The 18,974-nt window shown below is 42.7% G+C and carries 23 protein-coding genes; 14 read left to right on the top strand and 9 right to left on the bottom strand.

All coding sequences use genetic code 11. The annotated features are described in order from the left end of the window. Window positions 1-91: 91 nt before the first annotated feature. Both BACCOP_RS16550 and BACCOP_RS16555 read right to left on the bottom strand, forming a co-directional pair. A complete protein-coding gene (locus BACCOP_RS16550) occupies window positions 92-787 on the bottom strand; it encodes an LrgB family protein (protein WP_007571209.1) in 696 nt (231 codons plus the stop codon). Further along, a complete protein-coding gene (locus BACCOP_RS16555; RefSeq protein ID WP_007571210.1) occupies window positions 768-1,118 on the bottom strand; it encodes a CidA/LrgA family protein in 351 nt (116 codons plus the stop codon). Before BACCOP_RS16555 ends, BACCOP_RS16550 begins: the two co-directional genes overlap by 20 nt. A 243-nt stretch (window positions 1,119-1,361) precedes the next feature. Between BACCOP_RS16555 and pta the strand changes: the two genes are divergently transcribed. The 3 genes from pta (at window position 1,362) to BACCOP_RS16570 (ending at window position 4,868) form a co-directional block, all read left to right on the top strand. Further along, window positions 1,362-2,372 carry a phosphate acetyltransferase gene (pta, locus tag BACCOP_RS16560; RefSeq protein ID WP_007571212.1) on the top strand — a complete coding sequence of 337 codons (1,011 nt, stop codon included), beginning with the start codon at window positions 1,362-1,364 and terminating at the stop codon, window positions 2,370-2,372. Window positions 2,373-2,480: 108 nt separating this feature from the next. Continuing rightward, on the top strand, window positions 2,481-3,686 hold the full coding sequence (locus tag BACCOP_RS16565; RefSeq protein WP_007571213.1) for an acetate kinase: 1,206 nt from the start codon (window positions 2,481-2,483) through the stop codon (window positions 3,684-3,686). A gap of 141 nt (window positions 3,687-3,827) precedes the next feature. Beyond that, window positions 3,828-4,868 carry a sugar kinase gene (locus BACCOP_RS16570; RefSeq protein ID WP_040312207.1) on the top strand — a complete coding sequence of 347 codons (1,041 nt, stop codon included), beginning with the start codon at window positions 3,828-3,830 and terminating at the stop codon, window positions 4,866-4,868. 76 nt (window positions 4,869-4,944) lie between these two features. Here the strand turns inward: BACCOP_RS16570 and BACCOP_RS16575 are convergent, their stop codons facing one another. Genes BACCOP_RS16575 through BACCOP_RS16595 form a run of 5 tightly spaced genes read right to left on the bottom strand, consistent with a single transcriptional unit; the run spans window position 4,945 to window position 8,953 of the window. After that, entirely contained in the window at window positions 4,945-5,712 is a 768-nt protein-coding gene (locus BACCOP_RS16575; RefSeq protein ID WP_007571215.1) for a UDP-2,3-diacylglucosamine diphosphatase, read from the bottom strand. Between the two features lie 10 nt (window positions 5,713-5,722). Then, the gene (locus BACCOP_RS16580; protein ID WP_007571216.1) at window positions 5,723-6,871 is read right to left on the bottom strand and encodes a TlpA family protein disulfide reductase; all 1,149 of its coding nucleotides are present in this window, start codon (window positions 6,869-6,871) and stop codon (window positions 5,723-5,725) included. An 18-nt stretch (window positions 6,872-6,889) separates the two neighbouring features. Beyond that, the gene (locus BACCOP_RS16585) at window positions 6,890-7,210 is read right to left on the bottom strand and encodes a metal-sulfur cluster assembly factor (protein WP_007571218.1); all 321 of its coding nucleotides are present in this window, start codon (window positions 7,208-7,210) and stop codon (window positions 6,890-6,892) included. A gap of 60 nt (window positions 7,211-7,270) precedes the next feature. Further along, complete coding sequence (gene radC / locus BACCOP_RS16590) at window positions 7,271-7,963, bottom strand: RadC family protein (protein ID WP_007571219.1); 693 nt, start codon at window positions 7,961-7,963, stop codon at window positions 7,271-7,273. Continuing rightward, window positions 7,964-8,953, bottom strand: a complete 990-nt coding sequence (locus BACCOP_RS16595) for a glycosyltransferase family 2 protein (RefSeq protein WP_007571220.1) — start codon at window positions 8,951-8,953, stop codon at window positions 7,964-7,966. A gap of 358 nt (window positions 8,954-9,311) precedes the next feature. Between BACCOP_RS16595 and BACCOP_RS16600 the strand changes: the two genes are divergently transcribed. Genes BACCOP_RS16600 through BACCOP_RS16615 form a run of 4 tightly spaced genes read left to right on the top strand, consistent with a single transcriptional unit; the run spans window position 9,312 to window position 11,662 of the window. Beyond that, window positions 9,312-9,818, top strand: a complete 507-nt coding sequence (locus BACCOP_RS16600) for an RNA polymerase sigma factor (protein WP_022125946.1) — start codon at window positions 9,312-9,314, stop codon at window positions 9,816-9,818. After that, window positions 9,791-10,294, top strand: a complete 504-nt coding sequence (locus BACCOP_RS16605; RefSeq protein ID WP_227994693.1) for a hypothetical protein — start codon at window positions 9,791-9,793, stop codon at window positions 10,292-10,294. The genes BACCOP_RS16600 and BACCOP_RS16605 overlap by 28 nt, the downstream gene beginning before the upstream one ends. A 5-nt stretch (window positions 10,295-10,299) precedes the next feature. Then, window positions 10,300-10,749, top strand: coding sequence for a DUF6108 family protein (locus BACCOP_RS16610; RefSeq protein ID WP_022125945.1), 450 nt, complete (start codon window positions 10,300-10,302; stop codon window positions 10,747-10,749). 25 nt (window positions 10,750-10,774) lie between these two features. Continuing rightward, a complete protein-coding gene (locus BACCOP_RS16615) occupies window positions 10,775-11,662 on the top strand; it encodes a hypothetical protein (protein ID WP_007571224.1) in 888 nt (295 codons plus the stop codon). A gap of 87 nt (window positions 11,663-11,749) precedes the next feature. Here BACCOP_RS16615 and efp read toward each other — a convergent pair whose 3' ends face one another. Next, the gene (gene efp / locus BACCOP_RS16620) at window positions 11,750-12,316 is read right to left on the bottom strand and encodes an elongation factor P (RefSeq protein WP_007571225.1); all 567 of its coding nucleotides are present in this window, start codon (window positions 12,314-12,316) and stop codon (window positions 11,750-11,752) included. A gap of 188 nt (window positions 12,317-12,504) precedes the next feature. Here efp and rpmH point away from each other — a divergent pair, with 188 nt between their 5' ends. The 7 genes from rpmH (at window position 12,505) to BACCOP_RS16655 (ending at window position 17,808) form a co-directional block, all read left to right on the top strand. Further along, on the top strand, window positions 12,505-12,666 hold the full coding sequence (gene rpmH, locus BACCOP_RS16625; RefSeq protein WP_007571228.1) for a 50S ribosomal protein L34: 162 nt from the start codon (window positions 12,505-12,507) through the stop codon (window positions 12,664-12,666). Window positions 12,667-12,794: 128 nt separating this feature from the next. Then, a complete protein-coding gene (locus BACCOP_RS16630) occupies window positions 12,795-13,445 on the top strand; it encodes a PASTA domain-containing protein (protein WP_007571231.1) in 651 nt (216 codons plus the stop codon). Between the two features lie 27 nt (window positions 13,446-13,472). Beyond that, window positions 13,473-14,540, top strand: coding sequence for an RluA family pseudouridine synthase (locus tag BACCOP_RS16635; RefSeq protein ID WP_007571233.1), 1,068 nt, complete (start codon window positions 13,473-13,475; stop codon window positions 14,538-14,540). 10 nt (window positions 14,541-14,550) lie between these two features. Next, window positions 14,551-15,531 carry a D-alanine--D-alanine ligase gene (locus tag BACCOP_RS16640; protein WP_007571235.1) on the top strand — a complete coding sequence of 327 codons (981 nt, stop codon included), beginning with the start codon at window positions 14,551-14,553 and terminating at the stop codon, window positions 15,529-15,531. A 46-nt stretch (window positions 15,532-15,577) separates the two neighbouring features. Continuing rightward, entirely contained in the window at window positions 15,578-16,732 is a 1,155-nt protein-coding gene (locus tag BACCOP_RS16645; RefSeq protein ID WP_007571237.1) for a 1-acyl-sn-glycerol-3-phosphate acyltransferase, read from the top strand. Continuing rightward, window positions 16,729-17,391: a NigD1/NigD2 family lipoprotein gene (locus BACCOP_RS16650; RefSeq protein ID WP_007571239.1), complete on the top strand. Its 663-nt coding sequence runs from the start codon at window positions 16,729-16,731 to the stop codon at window positions 17,389-17,391. The genes BACCOP_RS16645 and BACCOP_RS16650 overlap by 4 nt, the downstream gene beginning before the upstream one ends. Window positions 17,392-17,409: 18 nt before the next feature. Then, complete coding sequence (locus BACCOP_RS16655) at window positions 17,410-17,808, top strand: rhodanese-like domain-containing protein (protein WP_007571241.1); 399 nt, start codon at window positions 17,410-17,412, stop codon at window positions 17,806-17,808. Window positions 17,809-17,995: 187 nt separating this feature from the next. Here BACCOP_RS16655 and BACCOP_RS16660 read toward each other — a convergent pair whose 3' ends face one another. Next, a complete protein-coding gene (locus tag BACCOP_RS16660; protein ID WP_007571244.1) occupies window positions 17,996-18,961 on the bottom strand; it encodes a Rossmann-fold NAD(P)-binding domain-containing protein in 966 nt (321 codons plus the stop codon). Between the last annotated feature and the right edge of the window lie 13 nt (window positions 18,962-18,974).

Here is an 18,974-nt window from a genome sequence, read left to right on the forward strand (position 1 = left end):
TTCAGGCGTAACCATGCTTAAAAAGAAACGCACCGATATTAAAAAACATCGGCACGCTTCCACGAAACATGCTCGCATTGGATTTTATAATTTAATAGAGCCCCAGCAGATGAAGGATAGTCGGAGTAAGCAAAGCAGTCAAAATACCGTTCAGAGTCAATCCCAGACTGGCATAAGCTCCATACTTTCCACTGACCTCCATAGCACGCGATGTTCCTACCGCATGCGAAGCTGTTCCCATCGAAAGCCCTTGCGCTATAGGACTTCCAACATGTCCTACCTGAAGTACCTTAAAACCACAAATAGCACCAAATAGCCCTACAACAATCACTACCGCTGCAGTAAGAGAAGGTATTCCGCCTACTGCATCCGAAACTTCCATCGCAATCGGAGTCGTCACCGACTTTGGAGCTAACGACATGATAACCTCTGGAGAAGCTCCCAGCAGTTTTGCTATAATAGTAACCGATACTAGTCCGACAAGACAGCCTGCTAATTGAGAAACAATTATCGGCATTAATTGTTTTTTTATCATGCGTAATTGTAGATACAAGGGAACCCCCAGTGCTACAACTGCCGGCTTCAACCAGAACTCAATCAAGGAACCTGCTTCATAATATTTTTCATACGAAACATTTGTCAGTTTCAGAAAACAAATCAGCAAGGCAATCGCTATCAATATCGGATTAAGAATAATCAAACCTGTTTTTTTCTGCAACTGTTTGGAAAGAAAAAAGAATCCAAACGTAATGGCGAGCAAAAAGAATTTACTTTCTAAATATTCCATACTTACGAACCAATTGATGAACCCAACCTGTAACAACTAACACTAATACCGTACTTACTAAAGTAGCAATGACAATAGGCCAGAACTCGGCAGCAATAATGTCAAAATATAACATCAGCGCCACCCCCGAAGGAACGAAGAAAAAGCCCAGATTAGCTACTAAGAAATCGGACAATCCCTGCACCCAGTGCAGTTTTATCCAACCTAACTGTAAAAATAACGTAAGTAAAAGCATGCCAATAATACTCGACGGCAGCTTAATTCCCGTCAGATAAACTATCAGTTCACCTAACGCCAAACATCCAAAAAGGATAGAACATTGACGAATCATACCTATTAATATTATCTTGAAAAACGGACGTAAAGTTACACAATAGGAGAAAACGCTGTATCGAAAGTGGCCTTTTTTATTTCTTCTGCTATTAAACATAAGTTTTTTGCATACTTTAGGAGAAAAAAAACTCGCTTTTGCAAACTAGATATTACAAAAATGCGTATTTTTGCAGTGCGATATATACTTCTTGTTATCGCGCACGATAAAAGAATCACATATAATAAATATATTCATTAAGTCATGGATTTAATTAGTCAAATCGTTGAACGCGCTAAAGCAAACAAACAGCGCATTGTGCTTCCGGAAGGAACTGAAGAACGTACTTTAAAAGCTGCCAATCAGATATTGACAGATGGTGTAGCTGAGCTGATTCTGTTGGGAAATCCCGATGAAATCATGGGTCTGGCAAAAGAATGGGGCTTAGGAAATATCCATAAAGCAACAATCATCGATCCGGAAAACCATCCGAAACAAGAAGAATACGCACATTTGTTATGCGAACTTCGCAAGAAAAAAGGAATGACTATCGAAGAAGCCCGTAAACTGGTTCTCAATCCATTATACTTGGGCTGTTTGATTATCAAAGCGGGCGATGCTGACGGTCAGTTGGCTGGTGCACGCAATACTACCGGCGACGTTCTGCGCCCTGCATTGCAAATTATCAAAACAGCTCCGGGCATTACTTGCGTATCTGGTGCCATGCTGCTTTTGACTCATGCTCCAGAATGTGGTGACAATGGTGTATTGGTAATGGGTGACGTAGCCGTAACTCCTGTTCCAGATGCAAACCAATTGGCTCAAATCGCAATCTGTACAGCACAGACAGCTAAAGCAGTTGCCGGACTTGATCCACGCGTAGCTATGCTGAGCTTCTCAACTAAAGGTTCTGCTAAACATGAAGTTGTAGACAAAGTAGTAGAAGCATTGAAGATTGCTAAAGAAATGAATCCAGCATTGAAGATCGACGGTGAACTGCAAGCAGATGCTGCCCTGGTTCCAAGAGTAGGTGCAAGCAAAGCTCCAGGTTCTGAAATCGCAGGAAAAGCTAACGTATTGGTTGTTCCATGTCTGGAAGTAGGTAACATTTCTTATAAACTGGTTGAACGTTTAGGACACGCTACTGCCGTAGGACCTATCCTGCAAGGTATCGCACGCCCTGTAAACGATTTGTCACGCGGATGCTCTATCGACGACATTTACAAGATGATCGCTATCACAGCCAACCAGGCTATTGCAGCAAAAGCTCAATAATTAGGAACTTAATTTATACAGCATTGTCATTCAGACGTCATTCAATGCAATCTCGTTCTGAATGACAACTGTTTTTATTTCACATTAATAAAACAATAAAATTCATATATGAAAGTATTAGTACTCAACTGCGGTAGTTCATCAATCAAGTACAAATTGTTCGAAATGACTACCAAAGAAGTCCTCGCACAAGGAGGTATCGAAAAAATCGGTCTGCCAGGCTCTTTCCTGAAGTTGACTTTGCCTAACGGAGAAAAGAAAATCCTTGAAAAGGACGTACCTGAACATACTACAGGTGTACAGTTTATTTTCGACACACTGACTAACGCAGAATACGGCGCAGTAAATAACTTGCACGAAATCAAAGCAGTAGGTCATCGTGTATTGCACGGAGGAACAAAATTCAGCGGTTCTGTATTGATTGACGACGCTGTTATTGCAGCTGTAGAAGAATGCTGCGACCTGGGTCCGTTGCACAATCCAGCAAACCTGAAAGGTATCTATGCTGTACAGAAACTGTTGCCTGAAGTACCACAGGTAGCTGTATTCGATACTGCTTTCCACCAGACTATGCCCGACTACGCATATCTGTATCCGATACCTTACAAATATTTCGAAAAATATGGTATCCGCCGTTATGGTTTCCACGGAACATCTCATCGCTATGTATCAAAACGTGTATGCGAATATCTGGGTATTCCACAAGAAGGTTCCAAGATCATCACTTGCCACATCGGAAACGGTGGTTCTATCGCTGCGGTAAAAGACGGTAAATGTATCGATACTACTATGGGACTGACTCCGCTGGAAGGTCTGATGATGGGTACACGTTGCGGTGATATCGACGGTGGTGCTATCACTTATATCATGAAAAAAGAAGGCCTTACACCTGATGAAATGTCTACTCTGCTGAACAAGAAGAGCGGTGTATTGGGAATGTTCGAAAAATCAAGTGATATGCGTGAACTGGAAGATGCAGTAGCCAGAGGAGAAGAACGTGCCATCCTTACAGAAAACATGTATTTCTACCGCATCACTAAATACATCGGTGCATACGCAGCTGCAATGGACGGTGTAGATGTAATCTTGTTTACTGGTGGTGTTGGTGAAAATCAGGCTACAGCTCGTGCCGGCGTTTGTAAGACACTGGGCTACCTGGGCGTCAAGATCGATCCGGAAAAGAACAAAGTTCGCAGCAAAGAAGCGATCATTTCTACCGACGATTCTAAAGTAAAAGTTGTAGTTATCCCGACAGACGAAGAGCTGATGATTGCAACAGACACTATGGACATACTGAACAGCATGAACAAATAAGGAACAGCATACCTTAAATAGCTTAAAAAAGAGGATATTCCTCATAAGTTTTCTTATCTTTGCAGCGAGCAAAAAAGAAAGACTTATATGGAATGTCTTCTTTTTTTATGCCATCAAAACAACAAGAAACACGCCTCTATTATGAAAAAGAAAATCGTAACCTTTGGTGAAATCATGCTTCGCCTTACTACCCCGGATAACTTACGTATGCAACAAAGCCGTGAGTTCCTGGTCAACTACGGCGGTAGCGAAGCCAATGTAGCCATCTCCATCGCCAACTTTGGAGGAGATGTAGAATATATTACCCGCCTTCCAGATAACGCTCTAGGAGAAACATGTCTGGCCGAATTGCGTTCACACAATATCGGAACACGACATATCCTGATCGGCGGACACCGTCTGGGAACTTATTACATGGAAAAAGCCGCTGCCATGCGTAACTCAAAAGTCATTTACGACCGTGAGGGTTCTGCTTTCTCCGAACTGAAATCTGGAATGATAGACTGGCATGCAGCATTTGCCGGCGCTGCAATTTTCCACTGGTCGGGCATAGATGCAGCACTGACTCCGGGACTTGCAGAGGTATGCAAAGAAGCTATTACCGTTGCCAAGGAAATGGGACTGACCATTTCATACGACATAAACTACCGAAAGAACCTTTGGAATTATGGTAAGAGTGCACAAGAAGTGCTTCGTCCACTGATGGTGAGCAGTGATATCATGTTTGGTAGTGAAGGAGAATATGCTTTGCTGACTGGAATTCCTGCCCCAGGATTTAAGGCAACAAAAAGTGGCGAAACATACGATGTAAAAGCTTACGAAGAGTTTTGTAAGGCAATCAGTCAGCAAATTCCAAATTGCAAATACATATATATTGCCCTGCGTAACGTGATGAGCTCGGAACATCATACCTTTGCCGGAGTGCTTTACTCTAATGGCAGCATGAAATATACACGAGTATTCGATATCGACAACGTTATCGACTGCGTTGGTGTGGGTGATGCATTCTGCGGTGCTATGCTGTATGCACAACATGCTTACGAGGATGAACAGAAACGTGTAGACTTCTCAACCGCAGCTTCTGTTCTGAAAAATACAATTGCCGGCGACTATAACATCGTAAAAGTATCTGAAGTAGAAGGCTTGCTGGCTAAACATGAAAGTGGAGAGGTAGCTCGATAAAGCAACCTTACCCTATATAAAAATAGAAGCCTGCCGGACAATGTCCGGCAGGCTTTTGTTATGTATAAATACACTCTTATCGTACAGAAGTTTCTCCCTCGATATACTGTTCCAAGAACATTGACTCGCCATCGAATACTGCATACGAAAATTCATTAATCCAGTCACCCAGAATCATCATTCGTGATGAACGGCTCAGCATCAGGTCGAGTACGATATGACGATGTCCGTAGATAAAGTAATTAATATCCGGATGTGTCTTCAGATACTCCTTGGTAAATAACACTAAAGGTTCTTTATCTTCACCCATATATTCCGGTTCTTTTCCATCTTTTCGTTTCAGGCGACTATGTTTTGCCCACTCCAGACCAAAGTCAATACTCCAGCGAGGATGCAGCATTGAAAACATACGTTGCAACGTTTTACTATGAAACATTGTACGAAGTAGTTTAAACTTACGGTCACCATCACCCAGACCGTCGCCATGAGCCAGGAAAAATTCCTTGCCATAAATCTCGCAAGTCAGCGGTTCACGATGAATCGTAACGCCACACTCCTTTTCCAGATAGTCACCACACCAGATATCATGATTACCGATAAAGAAATGCACCTCTACTCCCATATCGGTCAACTCGGATATTTTTCCCAGAAAACGGGTATATCCTTTCGGAACAACAAGCTTGAATTCGTACCAGAAGTCAAACATGTCGCCCAGCAGATAAACAGCAGCCGCCCGGTTCTTGATACTGTCGAGAAAGCTAACCAGCCGACGTTCCTGCGTACGACTATGCGCTATCGCACGTGAGCCCAGATGGGCATCGGAAAGGAAATACACATTCTTCATTTTGCTATATTTAGAGTTTGAACAATGAATCCAGATACGTATAGAAAGCAGGATCTTCACCTACCACAACCCGGGCTATTTTACCCTGAGGATCTATCACAATTTTTGTAGGAAATCCTTTAACGGCGTACACTACGGTCAAATCTTCCTGTCCCGCATTGCGTACATGCAGCCAGGGAATTTCATGCTCGGCAACAGCAGCCTTCCATTTCTTTTCCGTATCACCGCAGTCTATGCCTACAATCTCCATCCGGTCTTTATACTTTTCGTAAGCCTTCTTCATATCAGGCAGCCCCTTAATGCACCAGCCGCACCAGCTTCCCCAAAAGTCCAGCACCACATATTTGCCTCGCAGCGACGAAAGAGCAAAATCCTTCCCATTGATATCTTTCAGCACAAACTCGGGAGCTTCTTTTCCTTCTTTGATATTTTGAGAAGCAGCCTTACGTGCTTCTGCCTCCTTCAAAGCATCCTGCATGGCAAGATAAAGCGAAGACATCGGCCCCGTCTTTGCCTTTTCGCCCACAAGAGGCAGCAAAACCTTGGCGCGAGCACCCCTCAGACCAGCAAGCAGATACACGGAAACATCACTATCGGGATACTTACGGATGTAGTGTTCCTTACAATTGCTTATTTCATCGGCTATCGGTTGATAAATCTGACGCAGCGAGTCAATACGCTGAGGATTCAACTGTCCTTCCTGCTGCATCTTCATGATAACTTCTGTCGTAGCTTCCATCCGCTGTTGAGCAGACTTCCACCCTTCTGCAGCTTCGGCATAATTCTTATGGAATACATTCCCTTCTGCCTGATAATCGTCTATGGAACCTGTCAGCTGAACGGTTTCACCCGGAAAAGCGACTACGCTGACTGTTTTGCGCAACGAAGAAGCCTCACCACTTTTAGGCTTGGCGTAAAAATACATTTCAGCAGGCATATTACCTGTCTCCACTTTATACGTAAAGTGCCTCTGTCGTATGGCTACTGCATCCGTTTTCAGGTTCTCACGCTTCAAATCGGATATGGGGAAATAATCTACAAGCAATGTATCACTGTCTATTCCCGACAGCCTGCCCTCGACTGTTGCTACCTGAGCAGACAAACTTCCGGCAAACAACCCGGCCGTTCCCGCAATCAGAAGCATACGTTTCGTATTCATAGACTCAGTTTATGTTTATCAAAGAAAACCCAGTTCCAGTTTTGCCTCCTCGGTCATCATGTCCTTATCCCATTCAGGTTCGAACACCAGATTAATTTGAGCAGCTTTCACACCTTCTACCGATTCTATTTTCTGGCGGATATCCTCCATAATAAAGTCGGCAGCCGGACAGTTGGGAGCAGTCAGTGTCATGTCAATCACAACCTCACCATCATCCTGCAAGTCTATTTTATATATCAGTCCCAAATCGTATACGTTGACTGGAATCTCCGGATCGTATACGGTTTTCAGCATTTCTACAATACTTTCTTCTACTTTCAGTTTAGTTTCGTTATCCATAAAGCACGCTTTTAGTTACATGTGCAAATGTAATAAAAAAATGGAATAACGAAAATACACTCATATCCTTCCCTCATCGCAATAGCTATAATAGCCGCCATCGGTTATTACCAGATGATCGAGCAAGCGGATATTCATCACCTCGGCTGCCCGCCTCAACGCTTCTGTCAGACGGTCGTCATCGCGGCTGGGCGATGTGTTTCCAGAAGGGTGATTATGGCAAAGTACCATGGATACCGCCCGTTTGAGCAGAGCCTCACGCAAAATACAACGGACATCCACCTGTGTGGAAGCAAGTCCGCCACGACTGATACAAATACGGTCTATGATTTTCGATGACTGATTGAGCAACAGCACCCAGCACTCCTCCACCGGAAGGTCGCACATCAACGGATAAAACACCTCATATATATCTTTGGAGCATCTGATTTGTTTTCTTTCCAACGGCTCCTCCTCCAGCCGCCGTCTGCCTATTTCCGAAGCAGCTAGAATAGTAATTGCCTTTGCCGGACCTATTCCCTTATAGCGGCAAAGTTCATCGATAGTTGTCTTCCCCAGTTCACTCAGACTGTTACGATAGTCGCCGAGCACCTTTCGCATCAGCTCCACCGCAGAATCTTCCGTATTTCCTGAACCTATCAGAATAGCCAGCAGTTCGGCATTCGACAAAGCAGCAGCGCCGTGCTGCATCATTTTTTCACGCGGGCGGTCCTCCTCCGCCCATTGGTTGATTGTCAGTTTATTATTACCCATTTACTCATAAAAGTTCTTCTCGAAGGCGGAAAAGGCTCCTTTACCCCGCACACAGCGTTTCCACCATGCCGACAAGAAACCGGTTCCATAACCTGTCAACTGTATAAACGCAGCAACGACAGATAATATACCGATATACAAACTTTTATTTTGTATGGAAGAATCAACAAATATAATCAGAGCGAACAGTGCAAGCAACAAGAGTGCCCACGGACATATCAGCGAAGCAAGCAGCACCAGCACTACCCCTACCGTAAATGCAGCAGGAAGCATGTGCACCAGTTTCAGCGATTCTGGATATTTTTTATATAAATTGATACGTGCGATACCCGAATTATGTACCTGCTTGAAGAACTTCTTCAGATCAGTGCGGCGTTTATGCCACACCCATGCTTCAGGAAACAGGCGGCAACGACATCCGGCCTTGAATATCCGGATACTGAAATCGATGTCTTCGCCGAAACGCATTTTCGAAAAACCTCCCAACTTGCGATATACATCGGCACGTACTCCCATATTGAAACTTCTGGGATAAAACTTATCCATTTTCTTTTTCCCGCCACGAATACCTCCTGTAGTAAAGAAAGAGGTCATGGCATAATTTATCGCTTTCTGTGTAGCCGAGAAAGAATCGTGTGCACGGTCTGGTCCTCCAAAAGCGTCGGCAGGCTCACGCTTCAACTCTTCGTCGACAGCAGCAAGATACCCCGGAGGTAATACACAATCCGAATCCAGAATCAACAGATATTCTCCCCGACTGCGTTCTGCTCCAAAGTTACGCGTCTGCCCCGGTCCTGAATTCGGCTTATTATAATAATGTACATCCAGCAGTGTACGGTATTTCTCTACCACATCTTCACAGGGTACAGACGAACCATCTTCTATAACCAATACTTCAAAATCACCAAGGGTTTGCTTCGTAAGACTTTGCAGCAATTCATCCACCTCATCCGGACGGTTGTAAACGGGAACGATAAAAGAATATCTCATAATCTGTATTTTCGGTTTCTGTTACAAATATACGTCTTTCTTTAAAGTATATTTTAATTTATAGAAGTTTATTCAACATTTCCCATTCATTACAAGAACATCCCCAAAAAACATCAGCATATTTCATTTATCTTTTGTACAAAAAATAAAAAAACATCGAGATGTTTTCCCGATAAATTCAGCAAATAATTGACAAAGCCTCGTCATGAGTTTTTTTGTAACAAATATCTCGCTTTACGACAAGGATTTTCCTAACTCGGATACACAAAAAAAAGATTTTTTTCATTCTTTCTGTTACAAAAGATATAGCTTTACGTTTAACTTTTTGAAAACAATTCGTACGACCCGATATAAAAGCATGAGTAAAGAAACACTGACATCGACTTTCACTGAACTGAGAAAAGGTTTTCTCAGGCTAGCCATGCGCTTCCTGCCGAATAAGGAAGATGCTGACGATGCTCTTCAGGAGGCTTTCTTCCGCCTGTGGAAACATGCTGACCAGATCGGTTCACGAGAAGAAGCTGAAGCGCTTACGGTAGTAACGGTAAAAAACCTGTGTATCGACACATTACGCAGACGGAATCACCTGCCTACCGTAGAGCTGGACGAGAACCGGGATGAATCTATTTCCGATTCTACGGCTGAGAGTATGGAGAAAGAAGAGCGTTTCCGTATAGTGGAACGCATTATCGAACTCAGACTGACTCCACTCCAGCAACAGATTCTGCACATGAAAGAATACGAAGGGAAAAAATACAATGAGATAGCCGATATACTGGGCATGCAGGAACCGGCAGTACGCATGCAACTTTCGAGAGCAAGAAAAGAAATCAGAGAATGTTACCTAAAACAAATGGAACGATGAAAGAATACGAACGGACTTTTCAACAGTGGAAAGAGTTGGCAGAACGCTACTTCGAAGCAGAAACTACCGAGACCGAAGAAGAAGCGCTGGCACGCTTTCTGGCCACTCCTGCCGCACAAGGCAAGGAGTTCGACGAACTTCGTGCCGTAATGGGATACACCGCTACCGGACGTGCCATATACCACAAGCATCGTACACATAGCGTGCGACTGAGGTATTATGCAGCAGCCGCAGCAATAACCGGCATTATCGCACTGACAGCTGCCTGGCAACTGTCGGAAAGAACGAACGTATGTGTAGCTTATATCAATGGCGAACGTTGCACAAACAAGGAAATCGTTCTTTCGGAAGCAATGAAATCAATAGAAAAAGTAAAGCATGCTTCACCGCAGGAAACAGTACAAGAGCAACTGTCTGATATATTCCAGACACTCGAGGCAGGCGAATCCGTATCAGTTGACAATCAAAAAGAATGAAATATATGATAAGACGATGGATTATACTAGGAATAACCATGCTGGCTGTGCTACCTCTATGGGCACAGAAAGGCATGCATGTGGAAGCCTTGTTCGACAGCCGTTTCAAGCAGGATAAGCGGGCGGTAGAAGTTCTTATCAAAGGGAAGGAACTGAAAAAATATCATCTGACCCTTTTCCGCAGCCTGACAGTAACCGACGCTCCGACACTATCCAAAGAAATAGAGGCACTCGTCAGTCAGGATGCAGAAACAGCTGTCGATAAGGAGGTAGGGAAAGTTGGCACACGGCTATATTACGGTTTTTTCTGCTTTCCACCCAAAAACGAAAGTTACCGCTACTTGTTTTACCGGAACACTTCGGTAGTTCCTAACAGCAACAAGAAGCCGGAAGTAACTGTTGTATATATGGAAGGACAGGTAACACTGGAAGAGTTGAAACAGATGTTCAAATAAGATAAAAACAAAACACTATAAAGATATGAAAAAAATGATTTTGCTTGTAGCGACACTGCTGGTTGCAGCAAGCGGATACGCCGAAAGTAAAGATTCATTAAAGGTTGAGAATGTAATGAGTGTAGAAAATCCAGAACGGGTAACAATTACAGAATCGGACAACCGTCTTATGGTAGAAATCGACGGAAAGAAAGACAATCCAAGTTTCCGTTATGTCCGCGAAGTAGAAATATCGCCTTCGGATGTTTCGGTCACCAAAGAACGTAGTGGCAACTGGGATTTTAATATTCCATTCAGGAAACGGACACCGGAACAAAGACATAAAAGAAACGAATTTGTAGTCAAAGACTTCAAAATAGGACTTTCTACCGTGCAAGGAGCCCCCGACAACATGGATGTAAGCATGGGCTCATCGTGGGAAATTACAACTCCAACATTCGGCTGGGCTTATTATCCCTGGAATACGGAAACCTCTCTTTCCATCGGACTGGCATGCAGCTGGCGCAATTACCGGATGACCGGCAAACATCGCTTCGTAAAAGATGCTGGAACAGATATGTATATCGACAGCTATCCCGAGGGAGCTGATATTCAGTTTTCACGTATTAAGGTATTCAGCTGGGCAGTACCAGTCATGTTTACTCATGAAACAAGAAACAAGTTCAGTTTCAGCCTGGGCGCAATCGTTAATTTCAATACGCATGCCAGTCTGAAGACACGGTACAAACTGGACGGCCAAGAATACAAACTGACAGACAACAATATCCACCAGACTCCGGTGACCGTTGATCTTCAAGCCTCTATCGGCTACAAGAGTGTAGGATTCTATGTAAAATACAGCCCGTGCAAGGTACTCGATACGGCATACGGTCCCGAGTTTACAGCACTATCTGTAGGGCTTGTTCTGTTCTGACAACTAATGACAAACGAAAAGCCATTCCCGCAACATGCAGGAATGGCTTTTGAGTTTATATACCTTATTATATATAACTCCGATAGATTATGCTTTTACACGACCTACGTAAGAACCATCGCGAGTATCAACTTCGATGATTTCGTCCTGATTGATGAACAAAGGCACACGTACAGTAGCACCAGTTTCAACAGTTGCAGGTTTAGTAGCATTTGTAGCAGTATCACCTTTCAGTCCCGGTTCTGTATAAGTAACCTTCAACTGAACCTTAACCGGCAACTCAGCGAACAAGATAGTTTCAGTAGAAGCATCAGAAACAACGTCTACAACCATTTCTTCTTTCAAGAAGTCAACACCTTCAATCAAATCGTGAGCGATAGGCACTTGTTCGTAAGTTTCCTGATTCATGAAGATATAATCTTCACCTTCTTTATACAAGAACTGGTACGGACGACGTTCTACACGTACATCTTCCAGTTTTTCACCAATGTTGAAACGGCGTTCCAATACATAACCGTCTACAACATCTTTCAGTTTTGTACGCATGAAAGTGTTTCCTTTACCCGGTTTTACATGCAAAAAGTCGATACAGAAATACAACTTTCCATCCATACGGATAGCTGTTCCGATCTTAATGTCTTGAGCATTAATCATAACTAAATCCTTTTATTATATGTTATTATTGATTGTTGCGTAATAAATCCGCCACAAAATTAATCTAAATCATGAAAAAACACAAAAAGATTTGTCTAAAAATGACTTAGCTATTGGTTTATTTAAAAAAAGTCACTAATTTTGCAGCCCGAACGCATAGAATAATAACATAAATAGTATATACGAAAATGAAAAGAACTTACCAACCCTCTAACAGAAAGAGAAGAAACAAACACGGTTTCCGCGAAAGAATGGCTACTGCAAACGGTCGCCGAGTATTGGCTGCACGTCGTGCTAAAGGTCGTAAAAAATTGACTGTATCAGACGAATACAACGGCGTTAAAGCATAAGTACGTTAGACAGAAAGAATTAAGAAGGCCGCAAAATGCTGAGATAGCGTTTTGCGGCTTTTCTTTTCTCAACGCAACTAGGAAAAGAAAAAATTGTATCTTTGCAGAAATTATATAGATAAAAAGTTATGGTAACACTGAAAAACTTCTTTTCATTCAAAAATAACCGTTTTTTCTGGCTCAATATCATTGCAATGATTATCGTCATTGTAGTTGCCGTATTTGGAACTCTCTGGGGACTTGATCTTTATACACACCACGGAGAATCGTATGTAGTGCCTAATGTAAAGAATAAGAATTTAGATCAGGCACAGCTGTTGTTGAACCAACAGTTCATGCAGGGAATCGTTATCGACTCCAATTATGTAAAAGAACTGCCTGCCGGAATTGTACTCGACCAAGCTCCGGCCGGTGGCCTGAGAGTCAAGAAAGGAAGAACCATCTATCTGACAACTAACACAAACGAAGTTCCCAAAATTAAGATACCAGACGTAATAGACAACAGCTCCATGCGCCAGGCAGCTGCCAAGCTGAAAGCAATGGGTTTCAAGCTGACCGAACCAGAAATGGTTGCCGGTGAGCAGGACTGGGTGTATGGTATCAAGTATAGAGGAAGAGCCTTGAAAGCTGGCGACAAAGTGCCAAGTGAAGCTCTGCTTACACTATGTATCGGAAGTACTCAGATGCGTGATTCATTAAGTATGGATTCGCTGAACATGCAGATAGAAATGAACTCTTCTGAAGACGAAGCTCCTACCGTAGATGATTCTTGGTTCTAAGTAAAGATTTAAAAGCTCAAGAAATAAATGGCAGAAGACTATATAAACGAACTGGACGACTCACTGGACGATATAGAGCCGGTAGAACGTACCTCCGAATTATACGAACATTTCCGAGTTGTAGTAGATAAAGGACAGACACCGGTACGTATCGACAAATATTTGTTCGAACGCATTGTCAATGCATCCCGCAACCGCATTCAGACAGCTGCAGATGCAGGCTTTGTGATGGCAAACGGAAAACCGGTAAAAAGCAGCTATAAGGTAAAACCGCTTGATGTGCTGACTGTCATGATGGATCGTCCGCGCTACGAGAACGACATTATCCCGGAAGATATCCCGCTGGACATTGTATACGAAGACAATGACCTGATGGTTATCAATAAACCTGCCGGTCTGGTTGTTCATCCGGGGTGTGGAAACTATCACGGTACATTGGTTAATGCCATTGCCTGGCATTTGCGTGATGTCCCCTCTTATGACCCCAACGACCCGCAGGTAGGACTGGTTCACCGTATCGACAAAGATACTTCGGGCCTTCTGGTAGTAGCCAAGACTCCGGATGCCAAAACCAGTCTGGGCATGCAGTTCTACAATAAAACGACCAAACGTGAATATAATGCCCTGGTATGGGGAATCGTAGAAGAAGATGAAGGTACAATTACCGGAAACATCGGACGTAACCCCAAAGACCGTATGCAAATGGCTGTCATGAGCGATCCGACTCAGGGAAAACATGCAGTTACGCACTATCAGGTACTGGAACGTCTGGGATATGTCACACTTGTGAAATGTGTACTCGAAACCGGACGTACCCACCAGATCCGTGTACACATGAAGCACATCGGACATGTATTGTTCAACGACGAACGTTACGGTGGCCATGAGATTCTGAAAGGCACTCATTTCAGCAAATACAAACAATTCGTAAACAACTGCTTCGACATTTGTCCTCGTCAGGCACTTCATGCCAAGACACTGGGATTTGTTCACCCACGCACAGGCAAAGAGATGTTTTTCACCTCCGAACTTCCTGAAGACATGACTCGTCTGCTGGATAAATGGAGAACTTATATAAGTAACAGAGAAGAATAACAAGCAAATTATGAAACGCATTATCGCTATTGTAGCCGGAGGTGACTCTTCGGAACATGATGTCTCCATGCGCAGTGCAGAAGGCATATACTCTTTTATCGACAAAGATAAGTACACCTTATATATAGTAGAACTTACCAAAGAGAAATGGGAAGCACTGTTGCCCGACGGAAGCCGTGCACAGATTGACAGGAATGATTTCAGCTTCAGTCACGACGGTCAGAAGGTAAAACCTGACTTTGCATACATTACTATCCACGGTACTCCGGGAGAGAACGGTATCCTCCAAGGTTATTTCGAACTGCTAGGCATCCCCTACTCTACGTGCGACGTACTGGTATCGGCCATGACATTCAGTAAATTTACCCTCAATCAGTATCTGAAAGGATTTGGTGTACGCGTAGCTGAATCTATGCTGGTAAATAAACATCATGGAATAAGTAATGAAGATGTTATCGAAAAAATTGGTTTGCCTTGCTTCATCAAACCTAACGCAAGTGGCTCCAGCTTTGGAGTGACCAAAGTAAAAACAGCCGAACAGATACAGCCTGCTTTGGAAAAGGCTTTTGCCGAATCGGACGACGTCATGATAGAGGCTTTCATGGACGGTATCGAACTTGCCAACGGATGTTATAAGACAAAAGATAAATCGGTAGTATTCCCTATTACTGAAGTGGTAAGCAAAAATGAGTTTTTCGATTACAATGCCAAATACAACGGTGAAGTTACAGAAATAACTCCGGCACGTCTTAGTCCTGAACTGACTGACCGTGTACAAAAACTGACTTCGGCAGTCTACGATATTCTGGGTTGCAAAGGTATCGTACGCGTGGATTACATTATCACGGAAGGAGAAAAAATCAACATGCTGGAAATCAATACAACTCCTGGAATGACAGCAACCAGCTTCATCCCTCAGCAGGTTCGTGCAGCAGGTATCGATATCAAAGAGGTTATGACAGATATTATCGAAGATTCGTTTCAGAAATAACGAGAAATTACGTATATTTGAATTGTGACTGAAAAAATAAGAAAACATGAACATACCTGCCGAATTTGACGACATTCGTCCCTATTCACCCGAAGAACTTCCACTAGTATTCGAGGAATTGCTAGCCGACCCCTCGTTCCAGGCAGTGCTCACCAATGTCATTCCCGGTATTCCTATCGAGATGCTTGCCGCACAGCTGCACCGGTGCAAGACTAACCTGGATGTACAGAAGACATTTTTCTACAGCTTGCTTCACGGAATCATAGATAAGCACAGCGACGGATTTGACATGGATACATCATCATTGGATGACAAGCACAGAAATTATACGTTCATTTCAAACCATCGTGATATCGTACTCGATCCTGGTTTCTTGTCTGTCGGGCTAATAGATAATAATTTCCCTACAACAGTGGAAATTGCTATCGGAGACAACCTGCTGATTTATCCATGGATCAAGAAGCTGGTGCGCGTAAATAAGTCATTCATTGTGCAACGTGCCTTATCGATGCGTCAGATGCTGGAATCATCGGCCCGAATGTCACGCTATATTCATTTTGCTGTGACTGAAAAAAAGGAGAACGTATGGATTGCACAGCGGGAAGGAAGAGCTAAAGATTCCAACGACCGCACACAAGACAGCGTACTGAAAATGATTGCCATGGCAGGTGAGGGAAATATCATAGACAGACTGAAAGAACTGAATATCGTTCCTACCAGTCTATCTTATGAATACGATCCGTGTGACTATCTGAAAGCCCAGGAAATGCAGCAGAAACGAGACATTGAAGGCTTCAAGAAAAGTCAGCAAGACGACTTGAACAATATGCAGACCGGTATATTCGGCTATAAAGGTAAAGTACACTTCCAGACAGGTCCTTGTATCAACGATGAGCTGGAAGCTTTACGCGGATTGCCTAAAACAGAAGTCTTCTCAAAAATATCTGAACTAATCGACCTGCATATTCACCGTAATTACCGGATATACCCGGGAAATTATGTGGCCTGTGATTTGCTGGAAGGAAAAAATACTTTTGCCGGTCAATATACGGAAGAGGATAAGGTCCGCTTCGAAACTTACTTGCAGAAAAAATTGGATATGATTCAGTTACCTGACAAGGATGAAGCCTTCCTGCGCCGTTGCATGCTGACTATGTATGCCAACCCGGCACTCAACCATCAGAAAGCTCTGAAAGTATGAAACAAGTGATAGTAATGGCTCTTCTTTTTTGCATCTTTCTTTGTGAAGGATGCAAGGAAGAAGACTATGTATATCCCAGTGTGGTAACTGAATTTATCGGTGCACAGACAAACAATGATGGAACAATTTCACAACTAGTAGCCGACGACGGGACTATATACTCAGTATTGCAACGCGACGACCTTGGAGGGTTAGTTGCCGATACGCTTTACCGTACTATATCTATTTACGAACCTATCACACAAGAAAATGGCAAGGGAAATGTTGCCCAATTATATTCATGCCAACTTGTACTGTCGGTAAATCCACTTCCAGCATCCGATTTTAAAGGTAATATAAAAACAGATTCTGTAGATATACAAAGCATATGGCTATCAGGAGAATATCTGAATATGATACTGCTTGTACAATATAAGGAGCTGAGTCATTTATACCATTTCGTTGATGAAGGAATTACCTCGGACCAAAGTGGAACACAAACACTGAATCTACGTCTATTTCACGATAGAAACAATGATTACGAAGCTTTTACCAAACAAGTATATCTGTCAGTTCCACTAAAAAATTATCTCCAGTTACTACGGAAAGGAGATAAAATCCGTTTCAACCTCAATACATACAAAGAAGGAGAAACTTATCGAGAATTTGATTATCAATAAGAACAAACAATAAGCACTATGATAAAGAGTATTTACTTTATGTTTTTTGTATGTGCCTGCCTGTTCGGATTATTTGCATGCAGTGCAAAGGCGCAAGACAAATTCAAGAATCTGTCTTCTGATGATTTCGAAAAACTTATACAAGATGAAAACATACAGAGAGTAGACGTACGTACCGTGGCCGAATACAGTCAGGGGCATATTCCCGGAAGTCTGAACATTAATGTATTGGATGATAAATTTTCGGCAGAAGCAGATGAACTTCTCGACAAAGAGCGTCCGGTTGCCGTATATTGTAAAAGTGGAAGAAGAAGCCGCAATGCAGCACGTCTACTGACTCAAAAAGGATTTAAAGTTTACAACCTGGATAAAGGGTTTGATAACTGGAAAGAATCTGGTAAAGATATCGAATTATAATAAATCAAGGAGAATATTCTATTTCTCATGAAGATGAATGTATAATCCATACATGAAGCTTCATCCATAATGAAATAAGCCTGCCATATCCGTTTGTGGAATGACAGGCTTATTTTATAGTCTCTTGCTATCCGAAATTTACCCTTACAAAACTCGAGTTTCGGAACAACATTTTATAAATGCAACCTTATTTCAGTTCTTGAAGCATACGCTTCAATACAACTGTTGCTGAGATTTCACGGTTAGCAGCTTCTGGAATCACCAATGAAGTAGGAGCTTCTATCACATCATCTGTCACGATCATATTACGACGTACAGGCAAGCAATGCATGAAGAAAGCATTATTTGTAGCAGCCATATGAGCCGTATCTACTGTCCAACTCATATCCTTACTCAAAATCTTACCATAATCAGCAGGATTAGTTACTCCCGGACATGCCCAGTTCTTGGCATAAATAAAGTCAGCTCCTTCGAATGCTTTCATCTGATCATATTCCACATGTGCTCCACGCACAAACTTCGGGTCAAGCTCATATCCTTCGGGATGGGTAATTACAAAATCCACATCAGCTTCATTCATAAAATCGGCAAATGAATTAGGAACGGCCTGAGGCAGTGCACGAGGATGAGGAGCCCAGGTAAGAACAACTTTCGGACGCTCCTTCTTTTTATATTCTTCAATAGTTATCAAATCAGCAAAAGCCTGAAGCGGGTGTCCAGTTGCGGCTTCCATCGAAAATACCGGCTTACCGGAATATTGGATAAACTGATTCAATATTTTTTCAGTATAATCGTCTTCTCTGCTTTCGAAACGTGCAAATGAACGTACACCGATAATATCACAATAAGATGCCATTACAGGAATAGCTTCAAGCAGATGTTCACTCTTGTCGCCATCCATTATTACCCCACGTTCCGTTTCAAGCTTCCAGGCTCCCTGGTTCACATCGAGTACAATTACATCCATACCTAAATTACGTGCTGCTTTTTGAGTACTAAGGCGAGTACGCAAACTGTTGTTAAAGAAAATCAGCAAACAAGTACGATGTTTACCCAGTGATTCATATTTATAACGGTCTTTCTTTATTTCGAAAGCTTCAGAAAGGGCAGTCTTCAAATCGCCCAGATCGAATACATTAGTATAAGTTCTCATACGACTTACTGTA

The sequence above is a fragment of the Phocaeicola coprocola DSM 17136 genome (assembly GCF_000154845.1).
In the GTDB taxonomy this organism is placed as follows: domain Bacteria; phylum Bacteroidota; class Bacteroidia; order Bacteroidales; family Bacteroidaceae; genus Phocaeicola; species Phocaeicola coprocola.